At 67.0% G+C, this 22699-nt stretch carries 19 protein-coding genes and 1 pseudogene; 14 read left to right on the top strand and 6 right to left on the bottom strand.

Annotation, left to right across the window (positions count from 1 at the left end):
* Positions 1–5: 5 nt before the first annotated feature.
* The 12 genes from VLK61_RS05390 to VLK61_RS05335 all read left to right on the top strand — a co-directional run bounded on the left by VLK61_RS05390 (position 6) and on the right by VLK61_RS05335 (position 14740).
* Positions 6–1544 (top strand): methyl-accepting chemotaxis protein, encoded by a 1539-nt coding sequence (locus tag VLK61_RS05390; RefSeq protein ID WP_325419052.1) that lies wholly within the window; start codon positions 6–8, stop codon positions 1542–1544.
* Entirely contained in the window at positions 1541–2002 is a 462-nt protein-coding gene (locus VLK61_RS05385; protein ID WP_325419050.1) for a cache domain-containing protein, read from the top strand. Before VLK61_RS05390 ends, VLK61_RS05385 begins: the two co-directional genes overlap by 4 nt.
* 60 nt (positions 2003–2062) lie before the next feature.
* Positions 2063–2521 carry a cache domain-containing protein gene (locus tag VLK61_RS05380; protein WP_325419049.1) on the top strand — a complete coding sequence of 153 codons (459 nt, stop codon included), beginning with the start codon at positions 2063–2065 and terminating at the stop codon, positions 2519–2521.
* 90 nt (positions 2522–2611) lie between these two features.
* A complete protein-coding gene (locus VLK61_RS05375; RefSeq protein ID WP_325419047.1) occupies positions 2612–4195 on the top strand; it encodes a methyl-accepting chemotaxis protein in 1584 nt (527 codons plus the stop codon).
* Between the two features lie 9 nt (positions 4196–4204).
* Positions 4205–5008: a CheR family methyltransferase gene (locus tag VLK61_RS05370; protein WP_325419045.1), complete on the top strand. Its 804-nt coding sequence runs from the start codon at positions 4205–4207 to the stop codon at positions 5006–5008.
* Positions 5005–5574 (top strand): chemotaxis protein CheD, encoded by a 570-nt coding sequence (locus tag VLK61_RS05365; RefSeq protein ID WP_325419043.1) that lies wholly within the window; start codon positions 5005–5007, stop codon positions 5572–5574. Before VLK61_RS05370 ends, VLK61_RS05365 begins: the two co-directional genes overlap by 4 nt.
* Positions 5571–6632 carry a protein-glutamate methylesterase/protein-glutamine glutaminase gene (locus tag VLK61_RS05360; RefSeq protein ID WP_325419041.1) on the top strand — a complete coding sequence of 354 codons (1062 nt, stop codon included), beginning with the start codon at positions 5571–5573 and terminating at the stop codon, positions 6630–6632. The genes VLK61_RS05365 and VLK61_RS05360 overlap by 4 nt, the downstream gene beginning before the upstream one ends.
* 22 nt (positions 6633–6654) lie before the next feature.
* Complete coding sequence (locus VLK61_RS05355) at positions 6655–7269, top strand: response regulator (protein WP_325419039.1); 615 nt, start codon at positions 6655–6657, stop codon at positions 7267–7269.
* Entirely contained in the window at positions 7269–7901 is a 633-nt protein-coding gene (locus tag VLK61_RS05350; protein WP_325419072.1) for a response regulator transcription factor, read from the top strand. The genes VLK61_RS05355 and VLK61_RS05350 overlap by 1 nt, the downstream gene beginning before the upstream one ends.
* A complete protein-coding gene (locus tag VLK61_RS05345; protein ID WP_325419037.1) occupies positions 7901–10891 on the top strand; it encodes an EAL domain-containing protein in 2991 nt (996 codons plus the stop codon). Before VLK61_RS05350 ends, VLK61_RS05345 begins: the two co-directional genes overlap by 1 nt.
* Positions 10884–12281, top strand: coding sequence for a PAS domain-containing sensor histidine kinase (locus tag VLK61_RS05340; protein ID WP_325419035.1), 1398 nt, complete (start codon positions 10884–10886; stop codon positions 12279–12281). The genes VLK61_RS05345 and VLK61_RS05340 overlap by 8 nt, the downstream gene beginning before the upstream one ends.
* A complete protein-coding gene (locus tag VLK61_RS05335; RefSeq protein WP_325419034.1) occupies positions 12278–14740 on the top strand; it encodes a tetratricopeptide repeat protein in 2463 nt (820 codons plus the stop codon). Before VLK61_RS05340 ends, VLK61_RS05335 begins: the two co-directional genes overlap by 4 nt.
* A 19-nt stretch (positions 14741–14759) precedes the next feature.
* Here VLK61_RS05335 and VLK61_RS05330 read toward each other — a convergent pair whose 3' ends face one another.
* Complete coding sequence (locus VLK61_RS05330; RefSeq protein ID WP_325419032.1) at positions 14760–16928, bottom strand: InlB B-repeat-containing protein; 2169 nt, start codon at positions 16926–16928, stop codon at positions 14760–14762.
* A 284-nt stretch (positions 16929–17212) separates the two neighbouring features.
* Here VLK61_RS05330 and VLK61_RS05325 point away from each other — a divergent pair, with 284 nt between their 5' ends.
* Together VLK61_RS05325 and VLK61_RS05320 are read left to right on the top strand one after the other, a co-directional pair.
* Positions 17213–17536, top strand: a complete 324-nt coding sequence (locus VLK61_RS05325) for a helix-turn-helix transcriptional regulator (RefSeq protein WP_325419030.1) — start codon at positions 17213–17215, stop codon at positions 17534–17536.
* Positions 17537–17539: 3 nt separating this feature from the next.
* Positions 17540–18814 (top strand): type II toxin-antitoxin system HipA family toxin, encoded by a 1275-nt coding sequence (locus VLK61_RS05320; RefSeq protein WP_325419028.1) that lies wholly within the window; start codon positions 17540–17542, stop codon positions 18812–18814.
* A 60-nt stretch (positions 18815–18874) separates the two neighbouring features.
* On the opposite strand, the gene VLK61_RS05315 is transcribed toward VLK61_RS05320, so the two are convergent.
* The 5 genes and pseudogenes from VLK61_RS05315 to VLK61_RS05295 all read right to left on the bottom strand — a co-directional run.
* Positions 18875–19414: a hypothetical protein gene (locus VLK61_RS05315; RefSeq protein ID WP_325419026.1), complete on the bottom strand. Its 540-nt coding sequence runs from the start codon at positions 19412–19414 to the stop codon at positions 18875–18877.
* 51 nt (positions 19415–19465) lie between these two features.
* A complete protein-coding gene (locus VLK61_RS05310) occupies positions 19466–19903 on the bottom strand; it encodes a CBS domain-containing protein (RefSeq protein WP_325419024.1) in 438 nt (145 codons plus the stop codon).
* Between the two features lie 179 nt (positions 19904–20082).
* Positions 20083–21030 (bottom strand): AraC family transcriptional regulator, encoded by a 948-nt coding sequence (locus tag VLK61_RS05305; RefSeq protein WP_325419022.1) that lies wholly within the window; start codon positions 21028–21030, stop codon positions 20083–20085.
* 15 nt (positions 21031–21045) lie between these two features.
* Complete coding sequence (gene dalD, locus VLK61_RS05300) at positions 21046–22473, bottom strand: D-arabinitol 4-dehydrogenase (RefSeq protein WP_325419020.1); 1428 nt, start codon at positions 22471–22473, stop codon at positions 21046–21048.
* A 25-nt stretch (positions 22474–22498) separates the two neighbouring features.
* Positions 22499–22699 (bottom strand): annotated as a pseudogene (locus VLK61_RS05295) (glucose dehydrogenase); the annotation flags it as partial.

The following is a 22699-nucleotide window of genomic DNA, read 5'->3' as shown; positions in this document are numbered from 1 at the left end:
CCGAGATGAAGTTCTTCCGTGATTTGAAGCTGCGCACCAAGCTCGGCGGCAGCTATGCCTTGCTGGTGCTGCTGATCGCGCTGTGCGCGACGATCAGCTGGGCTGGCCTGACCAAGGTCGATCAGCATGCCGACGCCCTGGCCCACGAGCTGTGGCCCAAGGTGCAGTTGTCGCAGCGCGTGATCAACGTCGTCAACGAGAACGCGCAGGATGTGCTGGCCACGATGTACCTCGAGGATCGCGGGCAGATCCACGACGCCGTCGAGCGCATGGCGGCCAAGTCCAAAACCTTGACCCAGCACTACACCGAGCTGGCCGAGCGCATGTTGACCAGCGCCGAGGGCAAGGCCACGCTGGCCGCCGTGCTGGCCGCGCGCAAGCAGTACGTCGACAGCCGCGGCCAGGCCTTGGCGCTGTTGTCGGCCGGGCAACCGGTGGCCGCGCGCGCGCAGCTGTTGTCAGAGACCATGCCGCTGCGCTTGAAGTACATCGAGACCATCACCGCGGGCATCGATCGTGAACAGCGCTCGATGGAGCAGGCGCTCGACGCGCAGCGTGCCGAAGTGGCCGCGATCCGGCGTGCGATGGTGATCGCCACGCTGGTCGCGATTGGCCTGGCCATCGTCGCGGGCGTCGTGCTGACGCGCTCGCTGGCGGGCAATCTGCGCAAGGCCTCGGAAGCAGCGCAGCGTCTGGCCCAGGGCGACTTCACGGTCCGGCTGGAAGCCACCTCGAACGACGAGATCGGCCAACTCGTCGCGGCGATGAAAACCATGACCGAGAAGCTGGCGCAAGTGGTCGACGAAGTGCGTGGCACGGCCGACAGCCTGTCGTTCACCTCCACCGAACTGAGCGGCACCGCGCATGGCTTGAGCCAGGGCGCCAGCGAGCAGGCGGCCAGTGTCGAGCAGACCTCGGCATCGGTGGAACAGATGAGCGCGTCCATCACCCAGAACACCGGCAACGCGCAGGTCACCGACGGCATTGCGGCCAAGGCCGCCAAGGAAGCCGGCGAAGGCGGCAAGGCGGTGCGGCAGACCGCGTTGGCGATGAAGAGCATCGCGGCCAAGATCGGCATCGTCGACGACATCGCCTACCAGACCAACCTGCTGGCGCTGAACGCCGCGATCGAGGCCGCGCGCGCGGGCGAGCATGGCAAGGGTTTCGCGGTGGTCGCCGCCGAGGTGCGCAAGCTGGCCGAACGCAGCCAGGTGGCCGCGCAAGAGATCGGCGAGCTGGCAGGCAGTTCGGTGCGGCTGGCCGAGCGCGCGGGCACGCTGCTCGACGCCATCGTGCCCGGCATCGAAGAGACCTCCGCGCTCGTGCGGCAGATTGCCTCGGCCTCGCAGCAGCAAAGCGGCGGTGTCGGGCAGATCGACGGCGCGATGAACAGCTTGAGCCAGGCCACCCAGCGCAACGCCGGCGCCAGCGAAAAACTGGCGGCCACCGCCCAGGCCATGAGTGGCCAGGCCGAGCAGTTGCAACACCTGATGTCCTTCTTCAAGTTGAACGCGGCACAGGCCGCACCCCGGGAGCGCGCGTGAGCAGGAAGCCTTCGATCGCACTCGCTGCCATCGTCATGCTGGTGGCCACCCCGCCGCGCGCCGGGGCAGCCGAATTCGCCACGCCCAAGGAGGCCGAGGCCCTGGTGGCCAAGGCCGTGACCGCGATCAAGGCCCACCCGCAGAAGACCTATGAGGAGATCACCGCGAAAGATCCGAAGTGGATCGATCGTGATCTCTATCCCGTGGTCTACGGCCTGGATGGCAAGGTCCTCGCCCATGGCCTGAATCCCAAGATGGTCGGCAAGGACTTGATCGAGCTGAAGGATGCCGACGGCAAGGCCTTCGTCAAGGAGCGTGTCGAACTGGCGCAGAGCAAGGGCAAGTTCTGGCAGGACTACAAGTTCACCGAGCCGACCACGAGGAAGGTGCTGCCCAAACAGATGTACTGCGAAAAGTTGAACGACACCGCAGTGTGCGCCGGTGTCTACAAGCACTAGGCGCCGGCCGCCTGACGAAGATCCCTCCCCCAACTACAACTCGTCCAAGGAGAACAGTCCATGTCCATTCAGCGTTTCATGGTCGGCGCCGCACTGGTGCTCGGCGGCTGTCAAGCCGCACTTGCCGGAGAGTTCGCCACCGCGCAGGAAGCCAAGGCGATGCTGGCGCGCGCGGTCGCCGCGATCAAGGCCAACAAGAAGAAGGCCTTGGAGGAGATCACCGTGAAGGACCCGAAATGGATAGACCGCGATCTCTATCCCTTCGCGCTGGACATGCAGGGTGTGGTGCTGGCGCATGGCGCAAATGCCAAGCTGGTCGGCAAGGCACTGGGCGAACTGAAGGATGCCGACGGCAAGGCCTTCGTCAAGGACATGATCGACCAGAGCCGCAGCACGGGCAAGTGCGTGGTCGACTACAAGTGGACCGATCCGCTCAGCAAGAAGGTGCTGGCCAAGCACGCCTTCTGTGAGCGCATTGATGACGACATGTTCGTCGGTGTTGGCGTGTATGCGCGTTGAGCGGCGGCGGTCACAAGCAAATGTGGCTCCGCCACTTTGCTTGACCCCCTCGGGGGGCGGACGACGTATTTCGTCGGCCTGGGGGTACATATGAGCCTGTTCCAGAGAATACTGATCGCGCCGGCCGTCGCCGTGGTGTTGATGCTGCTGATCGGCCTGGGCCAGTGGCGGGCGATGCACGTGCAGCAAACGCACCTGGCCGGACTGGCGAAGACGCGCTTGCAGCACGCGATGGTCGCCGCCGATGTGCGTGCGGCGGTGCTGGACACCCATACGCGGGCCTATCGCGTGCTGAGCTGGAGTGGCAGCGTCGGCGCCTCCTACGTGGAAACGGAGGCCGAACTGCTGATGGCCGACCTCGAAGCGACCACGGTCGAGTTTGCGCGCTGGCATCGCAGCGACGCACTGGTCGCGGCGGAAAAGGCCATGAGCGCACCCCTGCTGGCCTCGGCGGACAAGTACCGCCAGTCGCTGGCGACCGGGCTGGACCTGGCCTCGGTCGACGTGGCCTCCGGCGTGGCGGCGATGCAGACCGCCGATGCGGACTTCCAGCGGCTGGCGCAACAGGCGCGGGACCTTGTGGCGCTTGAAAAGCAGCTGGCCGCCGACGCGGTGGCCGCGGCTGAAGCCGCCTATCTCAGGAGCGTGCAGTTCGCGGTCGGGCTGGTCGTGCTCGCCGTGCTGCTGGCCACCGGCCTGGGCATCGCCACGGCGCGCAGCGTGATACGCCAGCTCGGCGGCGAACCGGCCTATGCACGCGACGTGGTCACGCGCATTGCCGATGGCGACTTGACGGTGCAGGTGAGCACACGCATCGGCGACGACAACAGCATGCTGGCCGCGGTGAAAGGCATGGCGGCGCGGCTGGCCGGGCTGGTGGATGAGTTGCGGGCCAGCGAACACGCCTTGACCCGCGTGGCAGCGCAGGTGGCGGGCACCGCCCAGGGCCTGTCGCAGGCCTCGGCCACCCAGGTGGCACGTGTCGGCGAAGCGACCGCGGCCGTGCAGCAGATGTCAGGCAGCATCGGCCGCAACGCCGAAGACGCGAAGATCACCGACCAGATGGCCGCACGTGCCGCGCAAGAAGCCATCCAGGGCGGCTCGGCGGTGCGCGAGACGGTGGTGGCGATGCAGCAGATCGCGCGCAAGATCGGCATCGTCGACGACATCGCCTACCAGACCAACCTGCTGGCGCTGAACGCGGCGATCGAGGCCGCGCGTGCCGGCGAGCACGGCAAGGGCTTCTCGGTGGTCGCGGCCGAGGTGCGCAAGCTGGCCGAGCGCAGCCAGGAGGCGGCGCAGGAAATCGGCACCTTGGCCGGCTCCTCTGTGCAGCTGGCAGAACGTGCCGGCGGCCTGCTGGACGACATGCTGCCCAGCATCCAGAAGACCTCCGAGCTGGTGCAGGACATCGCCGCGGCGTCGCAGCAGCAATCGGTAGGCGTCAGCCAGTTCAGCGTGGCGATGGCCCAGTTGAACGATGCCACGCAGCACACCGCCAGCGCCTACCAGGAGATGGCCGACACCGCGGAGAGCATGGACGCCCAGGCCAGGCAGCTGGAGCAGTTGACCGCCTACTTCAAGGTGGCGAGGGGGCCCGCATCGGCGCGGCCACCGCGAGCCCTTCGGCGAGCCCTTGACCTGGAGAGCGAACAGCACTCGCTCACCACGTGAGATGACACGATGACGCACCCGACAGACTTGTCCGATCGCGAGTTCGCGAGCTTCCAGCGCCTGATTCGCGAGGCGGCCGGCATCAGCCTGGCGCCCAGCAAGAAGGCGCTGGTCGCCGGGCGCCTGGCCAAGCGGCTGAAGCATCACGGCATCGCCAGCTTCAGCGACTACCACCGACTGCTCGACGCCCAGCAGGGCGAGCGGCAGATGGCGGTGGACCTGCTGACCACCAACGAGACCTACTTTTTCCGCGAGCCCAAGCACTTCGATTTCCTGCGCCAGCAGCTGCTGCCCCGGCATCCCCGCGAGCGTGCACTGCGCGTCTGGAGCGCGGCCTGTTCCACCGGCGAGGAACCCTACAGCGTGGCCATGCTGCTGGCCGACCACGCCGGCGACAGTGCCTGGGAGATCCTGGCCTCGGACATCAGCACCCGCGTGCTCGACAAGGCCCGGCAGGCGATCTACGCGCTCGGCAGCGTGCGCGGCCTGGCGCCCGAGCAGATGCGCCGGCATTGCCTGAAGGGGACCGGCTCGCAAGAGGGCTGCTTCGCCATCGACCCGGCGCTGTGCCGGCGCGTCAGCTTCCAGCAGATCAACCTCAACACCACGCTGCCCGAGGTGGGCGAGTTCGACCTGATCCTGCTGCGCAACGTGCTGATCTATTTCGAGCCGCAGACCAAGCGCGAGGTCGTCGCCCGGCTGCAGGCCAAGCTGAGGCGCGGCGGTCACCTGTTCGTCGGCCATTCGGAAAGCCTGAACGGGCTGGCCGATGGCTTGGTGCAGGTGGTGCCTGCCGTCTACCGCAAGCCATGAAAAGGAACGCCCACCTGCACGAAGTGCTGCTGCAGCCGGGCCAGTGGTGGTTCGGCGGTGGCGCCACGCGCGTGCGCACGGTGCTGGGCTCCTGCGTCGCGGTGACCTTGTGGCATCCCCGGCGGCAGATCGGCGGCATGTGCCACTACCTGCTGCCGCGACGCGGCAGCGCCGATCGGGCCGCGCCGGAAGCGCCGGGCTCCGCCGGCGACACATCCGACGGCCGCTATGGCGACGAGGTGCTGATGCAGATGGTGCGTGCCGTCGCCTCCACCGGCAGCACACCCGTCGAGTACGAGGCCAAGCTCTTCGGCGGCGGCCGCATGTTTCGATCCCTTGATGCGCGCGGCACCGCCCAGGTGCCGGATCGCAATGTGCAGGCCGGGCGCGACTTGCTGCTGCAGCATGGCTTTGCCTGCAAGGCCGAGCATGTCGGCGGTTATGGCCACCGCGAGGTGGTGCTCGATGTCCCGGACGGCCAGGTCTGGCTGCGTCACACCCCCTTGCGCACGACGCCACCAGGCCCCGACGAGCGCCTGATCTCGGCCTTGGGGGACCTGACGTGAAGCCGGTGCGCGTGATGATCGTCGACGACTCGGCCACCGTGCGCCAGGTGCTGTCCGGCGTGCTGGGCGAAGCGCCGGGCATCGAGGTGCTCGCGGTGGCCTCCGACCCGCTGTTCGCGCTGGAGAAGATGCAGCGCGACTGGCCCGATGTGCTGCTGCTGGATGTCGAGATGCCGCGCATGGACGGCATCACCTTCCTGAAGAAGATCATGGCCATGCGGCCGACCCCGGTGGTGATCTGTTCGACCTTGACCGCGGCCGGCACCGCCACCGCGATGGAGGCGCTCTCGGCCGGTGCGGTGAGCATCGTCACCAAGCCGCAGCTGGGCTTGCGGCAGTTCCTGGTCGACAGCGGCGACGACATCATCAGCGCGGTGCGCGCGGCAGCCCTGGCGCGGGTGCGCCGGCCGACGCCGCTGGCCGCCGTGCCCCCGCGGCTGCCGGTCGAAAGCATCGCCGATGTCCCGCTGGCGATGCACGAAACCACCGAGAAGGTCGTCGCGCTGGGGGCCTCGACCGGTGGCACGCAGGCGCTGGAACTGGTGCTCACGGCCTTGCCGCGGGTCGGCCCCGGAATCGTGGTGGTGCAACACATGCCGGAGAAATTCACCACCGCCTTCGCCGCGCGGCTGGACGCGGTGTGCCAGGTCGAGGTGCGCGAGGCCCGCAGCGGCGACCGGGTGCTGCCCGGCCGCGTGCTGATTGCGCCCGGAGGCCAGCACATGCAGCTCACGCGCAGCGGCGCGCAGTACCAGGTCACCGTGCTGGACGGCCCGCCGGTCAACCGGCACCGCCCCTCGGTGGACGTGCTGTTCCGCTCGGTGGCGCGCTGCGCCGGCGGCAATGCGCTGGGCGTGTTGATGACCGGCATGGGCGACGACGGCGCGCGCGGGCTGAAGGCCATGCGCGAGGCCGGAGCCCTCACGCTGGCGCAGGACGAGGCGAGCTGTGTCGTCTACGGGATGCCCAAGGAAGCCGTCAAGCTCGATGCGGCCGAGCGCAGCGTGCCGCTGGCAACGATCTCGACCGAGATCACGCGCTACGGCGCTCGCCGTTAGGCGACGACTTCGAAAGCCGACCATGATTCGCCTGCTGATCGCCGATGACCACGCCGCAATGCGCCACGGCCTGAGACAGTTGTTCGGCCTGGTCGCCGACGTCCTCGTCACCGCCGAGGCGGCGGACGGCGAGCAGACGCTGAACGCGCTGCACAGCGACAGCTTCGACGTGGTCTTGCTCGACCTGAGCATGCCGGGACTCAGCGGCGTCGAGTTGATCGAGCGCATCCATGCGCGCTACGCCGAGCTGCCGATCCTGGTGCTCAGCATGCACAGCGAAACGCAGATCGTGCAACGTGCGCTGGGTGCCGGTGCGCGGGGCTACCTGGTCAAGGGCTGTGATGGCGAACGCATCGTCGAGGCGGTGCGCTGCGTGGCCACCGGCGCACACTGGGTGGAACAGCTGCCCTTGCCGGCGCCACCGCCCCCCGACGCCTGGGAACGCGTGCTCAGCCCCTTTGGAACACGGGTCGCGCAACTGCTGGACCAGGGGCTGGCAGCCCGCGACATCGCGCAGCGGCTGGGCGTTCGAATCGCCACAGTGCGGCACTTTGTCGACTGCGTAACAAGCGCACAACAAACTTCACGTGCCGCGGATACTCTTCCCAATGAAAAAAATGGCAATGGGGGCACATGATGCTACGTGTACTGGTGGCCGATGACCATGTGCTGGTCCGGCAGGGATTGCGCCAAGTGCTCGCCACGTCGGATGAAGTGGTCCTCACGGCTGAAGCGAAGAACGCGTGGGAGGTGATCGAGCGAGTGCGCCAGGGCGGCATCGACATCGTGCTGCTGGACATGAGCATGCCCGGGCCCAGCGGCGTCGAATTGATCCGCCGCCTGCGCGACGAGGCGCCGCGGGTGCCCATCCTGGTGCTGTCCATGCATGTGGATGTGCAGATCGCCTCGCGCGCCATCAAGGCCGGCGCGAGCGGCTACCTCACCAAGGACTGCGAGCCTGAAACGCTGCTCGAAGCGATCCGCACGGTCGGCCGCGGCGGGAACTTCATCGACCCGTCGATGGCGACGCGGCTGGTCTTCGACACCAACCAGGAGAGCCAGGAAGCACCGCACACCTGCCTGTCGAACCGCGAATACCAGATTTTCCTGGCCTTGGTTCGCGGCCGCGGGCTGGTCGACATCGCCGAAGAACTGAGGCTGTCGCCCAAGACCGTGAGCACGCACAAGTTCCGCCTGATGCAAAAACTCCGGCTCGACAGCGTTGTTGAACTGGCGCGCTACGCCATGCGGCACGGACTGGCGGAGTGATGCAAAAGCCCTCGAACGAACGCGATCCGCGGCCTGCGGCGGCGGGCGCACTGGCGCGGCCGCAGGCCGTTGTCGAAAGCGTGCTGGAGAACTCGTCGGACGTCATCGTGCGCTACGACCTGGCGCTGCGTCGCATCTATGCCAACCCGCGCTTCGAACGGCTGCACGGCGTCACCCCGGCGCAGTACCTGGGCAAGAAGCCGTCGGAATTGGATCTGCTCGGTCCGCAGTCTGCCGTGGTGCTGGAGGGCTGGTTGCAGTCCGCGTTGCACAGCGGTGAGTCGCAAGCCAAGGACTTCGAGTGGCGCGCACCGGATGGCCGGATGTTGTGGCGCAGGATTCGCATCGTCGTGGAGCGCGACACCCAGGGCCGACCGACGAGCCTGCTGTCGATCGCCACGGACATCACGGCGCGCGCGCGCAGCGAGGACGCCTGGCGCTTCATCACCCAGTACGGCTGGAGCGACGCGGGTGAGCCCTTTTTCCCGGCGCTGGTGCGCTACCTGGGTCAATCGCTGCAGCTGGACCATGTCTTCGTCGACACATTCGACGACGAGCAGCCGGGCATCGCCGAAACGGTGGCGCTGTACGCCCAGGGCGAGATCGCGCCGAACCTGCGCTACGCGCTGAAGGACACGCCCTGCGAGAACGTCGCCGGCCGCGTCGCCTGCACCTATCCGCGGGGCGTGCAGCAGCTGTTCCCGAAGGATCACAGGCTGGTGGCCATGCAGGCCGAGAGTTATGTCGGCGTGCCGCTGGTGGACGCCTCCGGCAGGGCGATCGGCCTGATCGCGGCGACGGACCGCCAGCCGCTGGTGGACGAGGACTCGGTCACCGGCGTGCTGCGCCTGGTGGCCGCGCGCGCCTGTGCCGAACTGGTTCGCGAACGCACCGACCGTGCGCTGCAGGCCAGTGAACGCGAGTACCGTTCGCTGGCCGAGAACTCGCCCGACTACATCGTTCGCTTCGATCGGCAGGCGCGCACGCTGTATGCGAACCCTGCCCTGTGCACGCGCCTGGGCCTGAGCCTGGAGCGCTTGCTGGGCACGACGCCGGCAGGCCTGGCCCTGCCAGGCGATGAGCCGGCCATGGCCGCGTACGAACGCGCGCTGGCCCAAGTGCTCCACACCGGCGAAGCACTGGAGGTGGAGCTGGTGCTGCCGGGTTCGGGCGAGGTCATTGAAACCCACCACGTGCGCATCGTGCCGGTCAAGACGCCGGACGGCCGCACGGACGGCGCGCTGGCGATCTCCCGTGACGTCAGCGAACGCCAGCGTGCGATGGCCTTGCTGGTCCACCGCGAACAGGAGTTCCGCGCCCTGGTGGAGCATTCGCCCGACCTCATTGAACGCTACGACCTGCACGGGCACCGCGTCTATGCCAATCCGGCGCTGCGCGAGCTGCAGCAAGACAGCGCCTTGATGGGCATGGCGCCATCGAACGAGCACGGCGCGGTGGTGGTCGAGGCCGAACGGTATCAGCGCATGGTGCACACGGTGCTGGCCACCGGCCGGCCGAAGCGGGCCGAGTTGCGCTACCACCTGGCCGACGGTGGCAGCGGCTGGCTCGATGTGCGGTTCTGCCCGGAGGAGGATGGCGAAGGCCGGATCGCTTCGGTGTTCGTTGTGTCGCGAGACATCACCCAGGGCGTCGAGCAACGCGAGCACATCAAGACGCTGGCCTTGTCGGACCCATTGACCCGGCTGCACAACCGGCAGGCGCTCTACGACTACGCGCCAGGGCTGATCTCCGAAGCCAGCCGGCACGGCCGCCAGCTGGGCGTGATGATCCTCGACGTCGATCGCTTCAAGGACGTCAACGATTCGCTGGGCCATGCGGCCGGCGACCGCCTGCTGTGCGAAGTGGCCCAGCGCATTGCCGAATGCACCCGGGGCTATGACCTGCTGGTGCGCCTGGGCGGCGACGAATTTGCGATCGTCGCCACCAACCTCGACAGCGGCCTGGGCATGGCCACCATCGCCGACAAGATCGATCGCACGCTGTCCGAGCCCTTGCAGATCGCCGGACGGCAGGTGGTGGTCAGCGCGAGCATCGGCATTGCGCTGTTCCCGGCCGATGGCGAACAGCTCGAAGACCTGATGGCGCATGCCGACGCGGCGATGTACCACGCCAAACGTGGTGGACGCAACCGCTACGAGTTCTACCGTGCCGAGTTCAGCGAACGCGCGCGCGACCGCCTGGCGCTGGAGCAAGCGCTTCGCGCGGCCCAGGAGGGCGACGGGCTCGAACTGCACTACCAGCCGCTGGTCGCCCTGGACGACGGCCGCATCCTCGGTGCCGAGGCCTTGCTGCGCTGGCGCCACCCGGATCTGGGTTTGCTGACGCCGGACAGGTTCATGTCGATCGCCGAGGAGACCGGCCTGATCGTGCCGATCGGCCGCTGGGTGATGGACCAGGTCGCCCAGGTGGCACGGCGCTGGAACCACGGCCGGGCCCAGCCCTTGCGGCTAGCGTTCAACGTCTCGACCCGACAGTTCCTGCGCGATGACCTGGTGCTCGCGGTACGCCAGGCGCTGCAACGCAACGCCTGCCAGCCGCAGTGGCTGGGCATCGAAGTCACCGAAAGCCTGCTGCTGGAAGACAGCGAGCAGGTCCGCAACACCTTTCGCGAGCTTCGCTCGATCGGCCTGGAGATCGCGATCGACGACTTCGGCACCGGCTATTCGGCACTCAACTACCTGAGCAAGTTCGACGTGCAGTGCCTGAAGATCGATCGGCAGTTCGTGCACGACATCGATACCGACCCGCGCCAGGCCGAACTGGTCAAGGCATTCCTGGCGATTGCCCGAGCGCTGGGCTTGAGCGTCGTGGCCGAGGGCGTGGAAACGACGACGCAGGCCAGCTTCCTGTGCGCGCACGGCTGCGCCGTCGGACAAGGATTCCTGTTCTGCCGGCCCGTGCCGGCAGACATCTTCGAGCAGGCCCTGCGCGACGAATGCCGGGGCCGGGAAAGGCTGAGTCTTGCGTGAAGCATTGTTCAAGGCCGCACTGGACCAGGTGTGCGAGGCGGTCTATCTGCTGGATGAGCAGGGCGCCATCCATTACGCCAACCACGAGGCCGCGCGCATGCTCGGCTACGAGCGCGAAGCGCTGCTGCGCATGCGCCTCTGGGACCTGGATCCAGAGATTCCGATGGCGCAGCGCCAGATGTACTGGGAAGCCCTGGTCGAGCAGGGTGTGCGCCGCTTCGAAACCAGCCACCGCCGCAGCGACGGCCAGCAGGTTCCGGTGGAGGTGGCATCGAGCTGCATTCATCACAACGACACGCCCTACAGGCTGGCGCTGGTGCGCGACATCAGCGAGCGCAAGCGTGCCGAGCATGACATCGGCCTGCGCATGGAGAGCCAGCGGCAGCTGATCGCGCTGATCGAGAGTCACCCCGACGTCGTCGCACGCTACGACTGCGCCGGGCGTTTCGTCTATCTCAGCCCCCGCAGTGTGCAACGCTTCGGCGGCACCCTGGCCCAACGCATCGGCAAGACCATGGCCGAGGTGAATCCGCGTTATGGTCCGCCGATGCATGAATCGATCCGCCGCGTCGCCGAGAGCGGGCTGCCGCGCCAGCTGGAGTTGCCCTACCCAGTGCACGACGAACTGCGGCACTGGGAAGTCAGGCACGTGCCGGAAGTTGGCGAGCACGGCCGCGTCACCGGTGTGCTGGGCATCGCGCGCGACATCACCGTGGCCCGGCAGGCCGAGCAGACGATTGCCGAGCTGCACCAGCGGCGCGAGGCCGCACGCGAGGAAGAGCGCCGGCACATCGCGCGCGAACTGCACGACGAGATGGGCCAGTACCTGTCGGCACTGCGCATGGAGGTGTCGGTGCTGCGCATGCGCTGGGGTGGCCTGGACCCGGCGTTGCAGGAGAAAGCCGAAGGCCTGCAGCGCATGGTCGACCGGGTGATCCAGGTTATGCGCCATGTGGTGTCGAGCCTGCGGCCGCCGGTGCTGGACATGGGCATCGCCTCAGCGCTGGAGTGGCTGGTCGAGGAGTTTCGCGGCCCGAGCGGTGTCGCTTGCCACTTGACCGTCGACGAGTCCTCCGTGGCCCTGGATGCGCAGCAGACGGTGATGGTCTTTCGCATCGTGCAGGAGTCGATGAACAACGTGGCGCGGCATGCCCAGGCGCGGCGCGTCGACGTGACCTTTGCGCGCCGCGGTGCCAACTACCTGCTGATGGTGCGCGACGACGGCTGCGGCTTCGACCCGGAAGATCGGCCCGTGCGGTCACTGGGCCTGCTGGGCCTTCAGGAACGGGCGACGGCGCTCGGCGGCCTTCTGGACATCCGCAGCCGACCGGGGGCCGGCACCACGGTGTGCGTGACCTTCCCTTCGGAGCGCGCGAACTCACGCTCATGATCAGGTCCACGTTCGTCGCCGCGGCCCAGGCGCTGATCGTGGCCGCGCTGCTGGGCTGCGGCTGCCGGCTCGAAGCGGCGCAAACGGCCTGGCAGATCCAAGCTGCGCGCATTCGCCTGCTGGCTGAAAACGACCCGCCGCTGGCCCGAATGCAGGCGCTCGACCTGCAAGCCGACTTGCCGGCGAACGCGCCGCCGGCCGACCAGGCGCAGGCGCTGAACCTGCTCGCGCGCAGCGAAACCTACCTGGCGCGCACCGCGGAGGCCACCGAACACGCCCGCCAGGCGCTGGCCTTGGCGACGCGCCACGGCGACCGCATCGGGCAGATCGAGGCTCAGCTGAACATGGCGCTGAACAGCATCAACGCAGCAGACATCGATGGCATGGTGGCCGCCACCACGCAGGCGCTGGCGCTGCTCGACGGCATCGATCGCCCGCGGCTGGTGGGCGAAGCGATGCTGCGCGGCGCGATGCTGTACCGGCGGCAAGGCAAGATCGAGGAATCGCTGGTGATGTGTCTACAGGCGATGGAGGTGGCGCGCCGATCCAACGATCCGCTGGCGCTGACCTATGCGCACCAGGGATTGAGCATTTCATATGGTCAGAGCGGCCATCAACAGCAGGCCTTGCAGCACTTTCAGCAGATGCGCGAGTACGCGCAGCGTGTACCTTCGCGCTTGCTGGAAGCCCACGCGCTGGTGGGCCTGGGGGACACCGCCATACACCTTGGCGACACCGACAGCGCACGAGCGCGTTACAAGGAAGCGATCACCCTGTTCCAGGCCGCCGGTTCGCCAGGCTCGCTGAGTTTCGGCTTGTTCGGGTTGGCTGAGTTGCACCGCCAGCAGCACGAGCACGAGCAGGCGCTTGCCCTGCTCGGAAAGGTGGTCGACATCTATGAACGACATCCGAACAAGATCGGTCTCTGGTACACCCTGAATGCGCGCAGTGCCAACCACCTGGCGCTGGGCAACAGCGCCGCGGCGCTGGCCGACGCCGAACGCGCCCGGGCGCTGGCCCAGGCCATCGGCTTTGCGCCTTATCTCGCCGAAAGCGCCCGGCGCGTCGCCACCATCGCTGCCGGCCGGGGCGACCATCGCCAGGCCTACGCGCTGTCGGTCGAGGCGGAAGAACTGTCGGCGCAGGCCGCGCGTGCAAAGGTCAATGCCCAGGTGATTGAACTCGGCCAGCGATTCGAATCCGAGGGCAAGCGCCGCCAGATCGATGAACTGACCCATCGCAACGAGCAGCAATCAACCGAACTGCGGCGCCGCGATCTCGAGCGGCGCTGGCTGGGCTCGGTCCTGCTGGGCAGCCTGCTGGCACTTGCAGGTGCGGCGTACTTCCTGCGTCGGGTGCGCCGCTCGCAGAATGCGCTGGAGCGCCAGACCGAGATCCTGCAGTCGGTGCTCGACAGCATGGCCGATGGCGTGCTGGTGGCCGATCAACGCGGTCACCTGGTCCTGGTGAACCCGGCAGCTGAACGCATCGGTGCCCTGGCTTGCATGGTTGCAGGCGGCGAAGCCTCGGCACCGCAGGTGTACCTGGAAGACCAGCACACGCCCTATCCCAGCGCAGCGCTGCCCCTGGCGCGGGCAATTCGCGGCGAGTCCTGCGACAGCGTTCAGCTGTTCATTCGCGAACCGGACCAGGACCAGGGGCGTTGGCTCAGCGCCTCCTCGCGGCCCCTGATCAACAAGAGCGGCCACATCCGCGGCGGCGTGGCCGTGCTCTCCGACATCACCGTGCACAAGCGCGCCGAACAGGAGATTCGCAGCATCGAGCAGCTGCGCCGCGAGCTGGAGTTCCGGCGCGAAGCGGCGCGCGAAGAAGAGCGCAAACACATTGCGCGCGAGCTGCACGACGAACTGGGGCAACACCTGTCGGCACTGCGCATGGAACTCTCGGTGCTGCGCATGCGCTGGGGCGTCACCGACCTGGAAGTGCGGGACAAGGCCCGCTCGCTGCAAGCCAGCGTGGACCAGGTGATCGCCGTCGTGCGCAATCTGGTGACCAGCCTGCGGCCCGCGGTACTGGACATGGGCATTGCCGCAGCCCTGGAGTGGCTGGCCGCCGAATTCAGCGCCAGCAGCCGGGTGCGCTGCACGCTGACGGTGGACGAAGCCGCCGTGTCGCTCGACAGCCACCAGACCAACCTGGTGTTCCGCCTGGTGCAGGAATCGCTGACCAACATTGCGCGCCATGCCGACGCGCGCGAAGTGCACGTGACCCTGCAGAAACGGAACGACAGCCATGTGCTGCTGGTGCAGGACGATGGCCAGGGCTTCAACCCGCGTGAACGGGCGCCCCAGTCCTTCGGCCTGATGGGCATGCGCGAGCGTGCCGAGATGCTGGGCGGCCGGCTGGACATCCGCAGCCATCGAGGCACCGGCACCTCGATCGCCGTGAAATTTCCGGTCACGCAGCCCGCGACAGCCCAGAGCGGTTCGCCGGGTTGAGAGACCCGGCGATGCCGCTTCAGCGTGCGCAGACGCCCGTGGTCGCCGCTGCGCCGGTCAGCATGAGGTTGTTGCTGACCTGCGAGTTCGGCGCGATCACGCGCACCGCGGTGCTGCCCGAGTGCGGCGTCGGGTAGCAGGCCGTGTTGTTGCGCACGATGGCGTTGCCGTCCGGCACGTCACCGCTCGCGTACTCGGTGTGACCCACCGAGATCCCGGTCTGGAAGGTGGTCTGCGTGTTGATGATGACGTTGCCCTCGACCACGATGCCTGGCGCCGACTGCGCGTTCATCCCCGTGTTGCCCGCATTGATCAGCTTGTTGTTGCGCACCACGAAGTTGCGGAACCACTCGGCCGTGCCGTAGCCCTGCGTGATCGACATCTCCCAGCAGCCCTCGGCCGCGGCATCCTGCTCGATGCGGTTGCCCTCGATCAGCACGCCGTCCATCTGGCCATGGAAGGTCATGTTGCCGCCTTGGCAAACGCCGTTGAGCACCGAGTTGCGGATATAGCGGTTATTGCGCAGCGTGACGTTGTAGCCGCTCAAGCCGTCGTGGCCGGACAGATAGGTGGCGTGGTTGAAGCCCGAGCCGTCGATGTAGTTGTTGCCCTCGAACAGGTTGCCCTCGATCACGGTGTCGGAGAACTGCCCCAGCATGCCCATGCTGCCGTTTCGGCTGATGCTGCTGTTGCGGATCAGCACGTTGTGCACACCGTGCGGCGCGCGGGCCTGCGAGTGGATGCCGATCTGGAAGCCGGTGATGTCGACGTTCTCGATCACGACATCGCGGACATTGCCGTTGAACCAGAAGCCCCAGGCCGAGTTGTTCGACCCATGGAGCCGCAAGTTGCGGAACACATAGCCACCGTCGTTGGAGGTGTTGAAGTAGTCCCCGCCCAACTCGAATGGCGCGATGGCGTTGTTGCTGGTCGTCAGCAGCGGCGCCGGCCCGGTGCCGTAGGCGTCCACGGTGATCGGCGCTGCCGCGCTGGAGTTCATGTTTTCGAACCTCGTCCAGCCGACGATCCACGAACCGCCGCGTGCGAACAGCAGCGAGGTGCCGGCAGGCAGCGTGCTGACGTTGATGCCATCCAGGTTCCGCTTCGGTGCTGCCTGGGTGCCTGGGTTGGCATTGCTGCCCGGCAGGCAACCGGTTGCCGCGCCCGCCTGGCAGTCGGAGAAGTAGTACGCCGTGCCGGTCGACAAAGCGGCAAACGTGGCTGTCGCGGTCCGCGCCGCGGTCATCGAGACCGTGCAGCTGGCGCTACCGCTGCAGGCGCCGCCCCAGCCCGTGAAGGTTTGCCCGGCCGCCGGGGTGGCGGTGAGCGTGACACTGGAACCGGCGGCAAAGCTGGCGCTGCACGCCGTGCCGCAGTTGATGCCGGTGGGCGAGGAGCTGACGACCCCCGAACCACTGACCGTCGTGGTCAGCAGGTACGAGGTGGTGCTTGCGCCACCGGACAGCAGCTCGCAGGTCTTGAAGACGCCCCAGGCCGGGTCGGAGCCGAAGAACGCATTGGTGCATTGCCCGCTGCCGGTCACGCTCCTTTGCACCCAGCTGGATCCGGCACCGAAGCGAACGGTCTGCGTGCCATTCACGGTGAAGGAGGCTCCTTCGTCGGCGATCTTGGTCCAGGTCGATTGCGCAAACGCCGCCGTGACGTTCCGCGCTGTACTCATCGCCACCGTGCAAGTGGGTGCGGTGCCCGAACAAGCCCCGCCCCAGCCGCTGAAGGCCTGGCCGGCGGCCGGCGCGGCCGTCAGCGTGATGGTCGTGCCGTGGTTGAAGACTTCCGTGCAGTCGCTGCCGCAGCTGATGCCCGCCGGCACGGAGGTGACGGCGCCCGAGCCGGTGACGGTCACTGTCAACGCCCGGCCGAACCGCGCATTCACGGTGCGGGCGCCACTCATCGTCACCGTGCACGTGGGCGAGTTCCCGGTGCACGAGCCGCTCCACGCCATGAACTGATAACCCGCCGTTGGCGCGGCACTCAGACTCACCGCCGTGCCTTGCGCATGCGACTGGGTGGTGGTCGTTGTCGTGCTGCCGGTGGCGTTGACCGTGAGCGTGTGGTTCGGCAGCGGCGTTGCGCTGGCCGACACCGTGTTGGCATTCGCCATGCCATTGCACGACAGCACGGCGCAAACCAGCAGGGCCCGCCAGGCCCATGACTTGTATAGGTTCAAGAATCCTCCTTGGGCCTTGCGCCCGACCTCTCGATTTGAGGAGGCAATTCTTCGCCAGACACGCTCACATCACCTGTAATCATTTGTCGGACTGACGGCCTTCCGTCGGCCGTTGTGCGCCGTTCATCTGCCCGGTGAAGTGACCCCCCTCAACAAGGTGGGAAGACTCAGATCGAAGGCCCAGCCCCTTGAGAGAACCTGCTCGTCATCCGGTGTGCGCATGCCGACGTCAACATAAACAATGAGTATTATGATACCCATAAAGTAATTTTACGGGTAACATAATGGCGATCACAACGCCGCTGGAAGTCACGTCCGCAACGCAGCGACTGGGTGGAAACATCCGGGTCGCTCGCGTCCGCCGCCGCCTGAGCCAAGAAGAGCTCGCACAAGCCTGCGGCATCACCCGCAAGACCCTGTACGCCCTCGAGAAAGGTGCACCGGGCGCGACCATCGCCACCGCCTTCACCGTGCTCTGGAAGCTGGGCCTGCTCGACACTGCCCTTGCGCTTGCCGACCCTGATGCTGACGAGCACGGGAAGATTCTTGAGGCAGCCAGCCGGCCCAAGCGCGTTCGCCGGCCGGTCGACAGCGACAACGACTTCTGACCCATGGCCAACGACGAACAAGCCTGCTACGTCTACATCCAGCTTCCCGGGACCCTGGAGACGGTGCCCTGCGCGTCACTCAGGGTCCGCGCCGTCGGTGCGAACGCCTACGAAGGGACGCTCACGTACGGCAAGCGATATCTCGAACGGCCCGAGGTGGTGGCTTTGGACCCGTTCCACCTGCCCTTGTCGACGCGCCCCCAGAAGTTCACGAAACTCAAGGGCATCCCCGGAGCCGTCCGGGACGCCAGCCCGGACGCATGGGGGCGACGGGTCATCCAGGCCAAGCTTCAGCGTCCCGAGGCGGACATCCAGGAGGTGGAGTACCTGCTCAACGGGCCGGATGACGGTGCCGGCAACCTGAGCTTCGGACGAACCACGACGCCGCCCGCCCCACGGCGACCCTTCAATCGCACACATCAGTTGGCTGCCCTCATCGAAGCGGCCGAGAGGCTAGAGCAGGACGGCCGGCTCCCACACGAGGTCCTCGAGGCGCTGGAGCCCGGCACCAGCATGGGCGGCGCACGGCCTAAAGTGACGGTCGAGGACAAGCACAAGATCTGGTTGGCCAAGCTGCCGGAAAAGGCCGACCGGCACAACATGCAGCGAATCGAGTACGCGACGCTGGAGCTTGCGCGCGCCGCCGGGCTTCGTGTTTGTGGGACCCGTGTTGAGCCCGTCGGCGAGCGTGAGGCCCTCATGCTCGAGCGCTTCGATCGCGAATGGAATCCGGATGCCAACGCCTACTGGCGTTACGGGCTCGTGTCGGGCCTGACGGTGATGGACGCTGAGGATGGCTACCTTGGCCGCGACCGTTGGTCATACCTCTTGCTGGCAGATGAACTTCGCCGCTGGTCCGTCAAGAACACCGACGACCGCCGCGAACTGTTTCTCCGCATGGTGTTCAATGCCATGGTCACCAACAACGACGACCATCCGCGCAACCACGCGCTATTGCAGACCAAGAGCGGCTGGCGCCTTTCGCCCGCCTACGACATCCTGCCGGTGCCGCTGGTCTCGGTCGAACGTCGCGACCTGGCTCTCGAGCTCGGCCGCTTCGGTCGAGCCGCCAGCCTCTACAACATCCTGTCTCAGTGCGACGTGTTCGGTCTGACGAAGGAAGCGGCGCGAGCGCTGATCGATGGGATGCTCGAGGTCGTCCGCGGCTGGCGAGAGTTCTTCATCCAGCGAGGCGTCGAGCAGCGCAGCATCGAGATGCTCGAGCAAGCCATGCTGCCGCCCTCCTTCTTCCGCGACACGCCGCCAGACGCAGCCTGAGGGTCACACTGCCATTCAGCATCGAGGACGCGGGCAACGCGGTAGCTCGCTGACTCGCGCTCATGCATGAACGTGTTCTCCGCCGCTCTCTTGCCAACGCTGCTGGATCTGCGCGGCATCGGCATCGGAGTGCGCCTTCACGCCAAGCAGAATGCCGCCCGCACGGATGCCGGCTCCGTACTGCTCGACGCGAGAGTCCGGAATGCCCCAGTTCATGAAGACGCCCATGAGGCCGACGGCCACGCCCGTCGCCGCGGCCGCGGCCAGGGCGATGGCCACCGGTCCGGCCACGATCCCGATGCCAGGGATCAGCAACACGCCCACAGCGGCCACGACCGGTGCCAGCGTGCCCACCGTCCCCCCCACCGGCCCGCCCAACTTGTCGCTGGCTGCGTTGTTGGTCTCTGCCGCGGCCTTTTCTTCCAGGTCAGTCGTATCGGGATCAGCCGTGCTCGGGTTGTCGGCAAGAAAGTGCCGGCGACGAACTTCGTCGGACATGACCACATTGATATCGCTCTTCTCGTAGCCCAGGTCGATAGCGGACTGGAAAGCGCGCTCGGCGCTGTCCTTGTCCTTGAACAGGCCAGTGATCATGGTCATCGCACTCTCCTTGTCGCCCGCCTCTTCGCTGATGAGGCCGAAGCAGAAAAGTCAGTGAACGGCTTGCGAGTGGGCGCCGCCCGGCGCGGAGATGTCAGCGATCGCCTGGCCCGTTTGCTTGGCATCCTCGCATTGCGCCACGTCGCTGATCGAGAGGATGCCGACCAGGCGCTTGCTGCGATTCAACACCGGCAGCCGGCGGACCTTGAGGCTGCCCATGTTCTGCGCAGCATCTTCCAGCTCTTCCTCGTCGAAACAGTAAAGCACCTCCGGCGACATCACGTCGCGGATCGGGGTGTCGGGGCCGAACCCTTGGGCCACGGCCCGCACGGCGATGTCGCGGTCGGTGATCATGCCGACGAGACGATCGTTCTCGCCCACCGGCAGGGCGCCGATGTCCTGCTCGGCCATCATTCTGGCGGCATCACCAATGCTCCGGTCGGGGTCGACCAGGCACACATCGCCTGTCATCGCTTCACGTACTTTCATGGAGAACCTCCTGGAGACGGTTGAAAACACGGACTTCGGGCATGGCCGCTACGGCGCAAGTCCGGAATCAGCTGTTGACACAGGCATACGGCGTGCCTGCGCAGGCCCGCTTGACGATTTGGAACCGCAACGACAATGCGCCGCCAGGCTGTTTCACGCGCATCGCTTTCAGCGTGCGATCAGGTCTGCGGCGGCCCCCCAAAGCGGTGATCGGCCTGCCGGCGAAACTCGCTCGGCGTCACGCCCTTGATCTCGAGAAAGCGGCGGTTGAAGTTGGCGGCGTTGTTGAAACCCACTTCGTAGCAGATGTGCGTGACCGGGCGGTCCGTTTCCATCAGCAACTGTCCGGCGCGGTTCACGCGGATGCGGTTCACGAAGTCGGTGAAGGTGTTGCCGGTGGCCCGGCGAAAGAAGCGTGAGAAGCGGCTTTCGCTCATGCCGAGTTCGAGCGCCAGCTCGCCCGCCGACAGCGGGTGCGCATAGTCCCGCATGATGCGGTTCACCAACGCATTGACCTGATCATTCGCGGCATCGTCTTCCTCGCCTTGCATGCGAACGCTGGACAGTTGCCGGAAGTCGGTGCAGCGCGCCAGATCACTCAGGTACGCGCAGAACGCGGCCAGCCGCTGGAAGCCGCGCGCCGCCTTCACGGCATGGAAGTGCTGGACCGCGCGGTCCGACAGGCCGAAGAACTCGACGCCCAGGCGCGCGCGCTCCAGCAGCGCCATCACCTCGGCCATCTCGGGGATTTGCTCGGCTGCATGGGCGATGGGCCCGTGCAGGAACTGGATCACCAGATCGCGCTCGGGCACGCCGCCCTCGGGCATGTCCATCGAGATCCAGTTGTGCGGCAGCCGCGGCCCGCAGAGCACCAGGTGGCCGGGCTGGAAGGGGCCGATCCAGTCGCCGACGAAGGCCTTGCCCGAGGTCGCCGTGATGAGGTGCAGTTCGTACTCGTCGTGGAAGTGCCAGCGTGCCAAGGGCGTCGGGAAACCATGGGCAATGCAGCGCACCAGCCCGGTGTCCGCCGGCGCTTCGTAGCCGAGCGTGGTCGTGCGCGCGTAGTCCTGCTCCAGTTCGGGCTGGCGCTGGCGCTGTCGGGACAGGTGCTGCTTGGGCGCTGACATCTCGAAGGCCTCTTCTTACACCATCGGATTTCCACCATTCACGAAGTGGGCAACACGGCCAGTTGCCGTCCGCATTGCGGCGACCAGCCGCGGATCGCCCGCGATCGGTCCCCACAGCATGGTATCGGCGCAGAAGGCGGCCACCGGGTCGGCCGCATCGCACATCGCATGGGCGGCAGCAGCGTCCATGCCCTGGTCCTGGTAGGTGTAGGCGATCTGCCCGCGGTGCCAGCGCTGCAGGTAGGCCAGGAACAAGGCCGGCAGCATGGCCGTGCTGGCAATCGGCTCGCCTCGCGACAGGCGTTCGATCAGGGTCGGCCGGATGAAGCCCGGGATCTTCGAGAACCCATCCATCGCGACGCGCTGGTTGGTGTCGCGGATCGCCGGGTTGCCGAAGCGGTCGAACACGATGTCGCGGTAGGCCGCCAGGTCGATCGGGCTGGGCTGCTCGGGCCGGTCCAGGCAGGGCATGACATCGTCGGTGACATAGGCATGCGCAAAGCCGCGGATCGCCGGGTGCTGCATGCCTTCGTGGATGTAGCGCATGCCGGCCAGCGTGCCGGCCCAGGCAATGCAACTGTGCGAGGCATTGAGCACGCGGATCTTCGCCTCCTCGTAGGGCTGCACCGAGGCGACCATCTCGACGCCGACCTTTTCCCAGGCCGGGCGGCCGGCGACGAAGCGGTCTTCGATCACCCACTGGATGAAGCTCTCGGCCATCACCGGTGCGCCATCGGCCCAGCCGGTGGCGGCTTTCACGCGTTCGGCCACATCGGGTGTCGGCCGCGGCGTGATGCGGTCGACCATCGCATTCGGGCAGCAGGTATTCGCCTCGACCCAGCGCGAGAGCGCTTCGTCGCCCAGCAGCGCGATGAATTGCATCAGGCCGCTGCGCGAACGATCGCCGTTGTGGCGCAGGTTATCGCAGTTCAGCAGCGTCAACGGGCCGGCGCCGGACAGCATGCGCGCGCGCAGGATCGCCGTCAGAACCGCATAAATGGTGCTGCCCGTCGTCCCGCCCGACATGCCGCCCGGACCGCCGGCCCGCGCAGCCTCGAGGTCGGCGGCGAGGTCCTTCGCCGACAGATCCAGCCGATCCTGCGCGTCCAGGTAGTAGCCGGCTTCGGTGACCGTGAACGAGACGATGCGCGTGTCCGCGTCGGCGCCGACATCGATCAGATCGGCCAGATCGGGCGCGTAGGGGATCACGCGCTCGATCGCCGTGATGGTTTCGTAGGCTCGCACGCCGCCCGGCGTCACCGTTTCGAGCGTGTACTGGCCGTCCTGCGCGATCAGCGCCGACATCGTCTCGTCCATGTCCGGCCGGCTGTTGCCGCCGACGATGGCCCAGGAACGCTCGCCCGTCTCGCGCAGCCGGTGCACATACACAGCCTGGTGGGCCCGATGAAAGGAACCCAGGCCGATGTGAAGCATGATGTTCATGGCGTCCTCACTGCCAGCCTGGCGCCTACAGATCGAAGTTCGTGGGCATCATGACCACGTCGCGGATGGTCATGCCGCGCGGCCGGGTGAGCATGAACATCAGCACCTGGGCCACGTCGCTGGCCTCGAGCAGGCTGCCCGACGCCTTGGCCTCTGCGAGTTTTTCTGCGGGCCAGTCGGCGAGCAGCGCGCTGATGACGGGGCCGGGCGAGATCGAGCCGACACG

The organism is Aquabacterium sp., from assembly GCF_035476535.1.
Lineage (GTDB): Bacteria > Pseudomonadota > Gammaproteobacteria > Burkholderiales > Burkholderiaceae_C > Pseudaquabacterium.
Note: the sequence above shows the minus strand (reverse complement) of the source record. Positions and strands in the feature narration are given on the sequence as shown.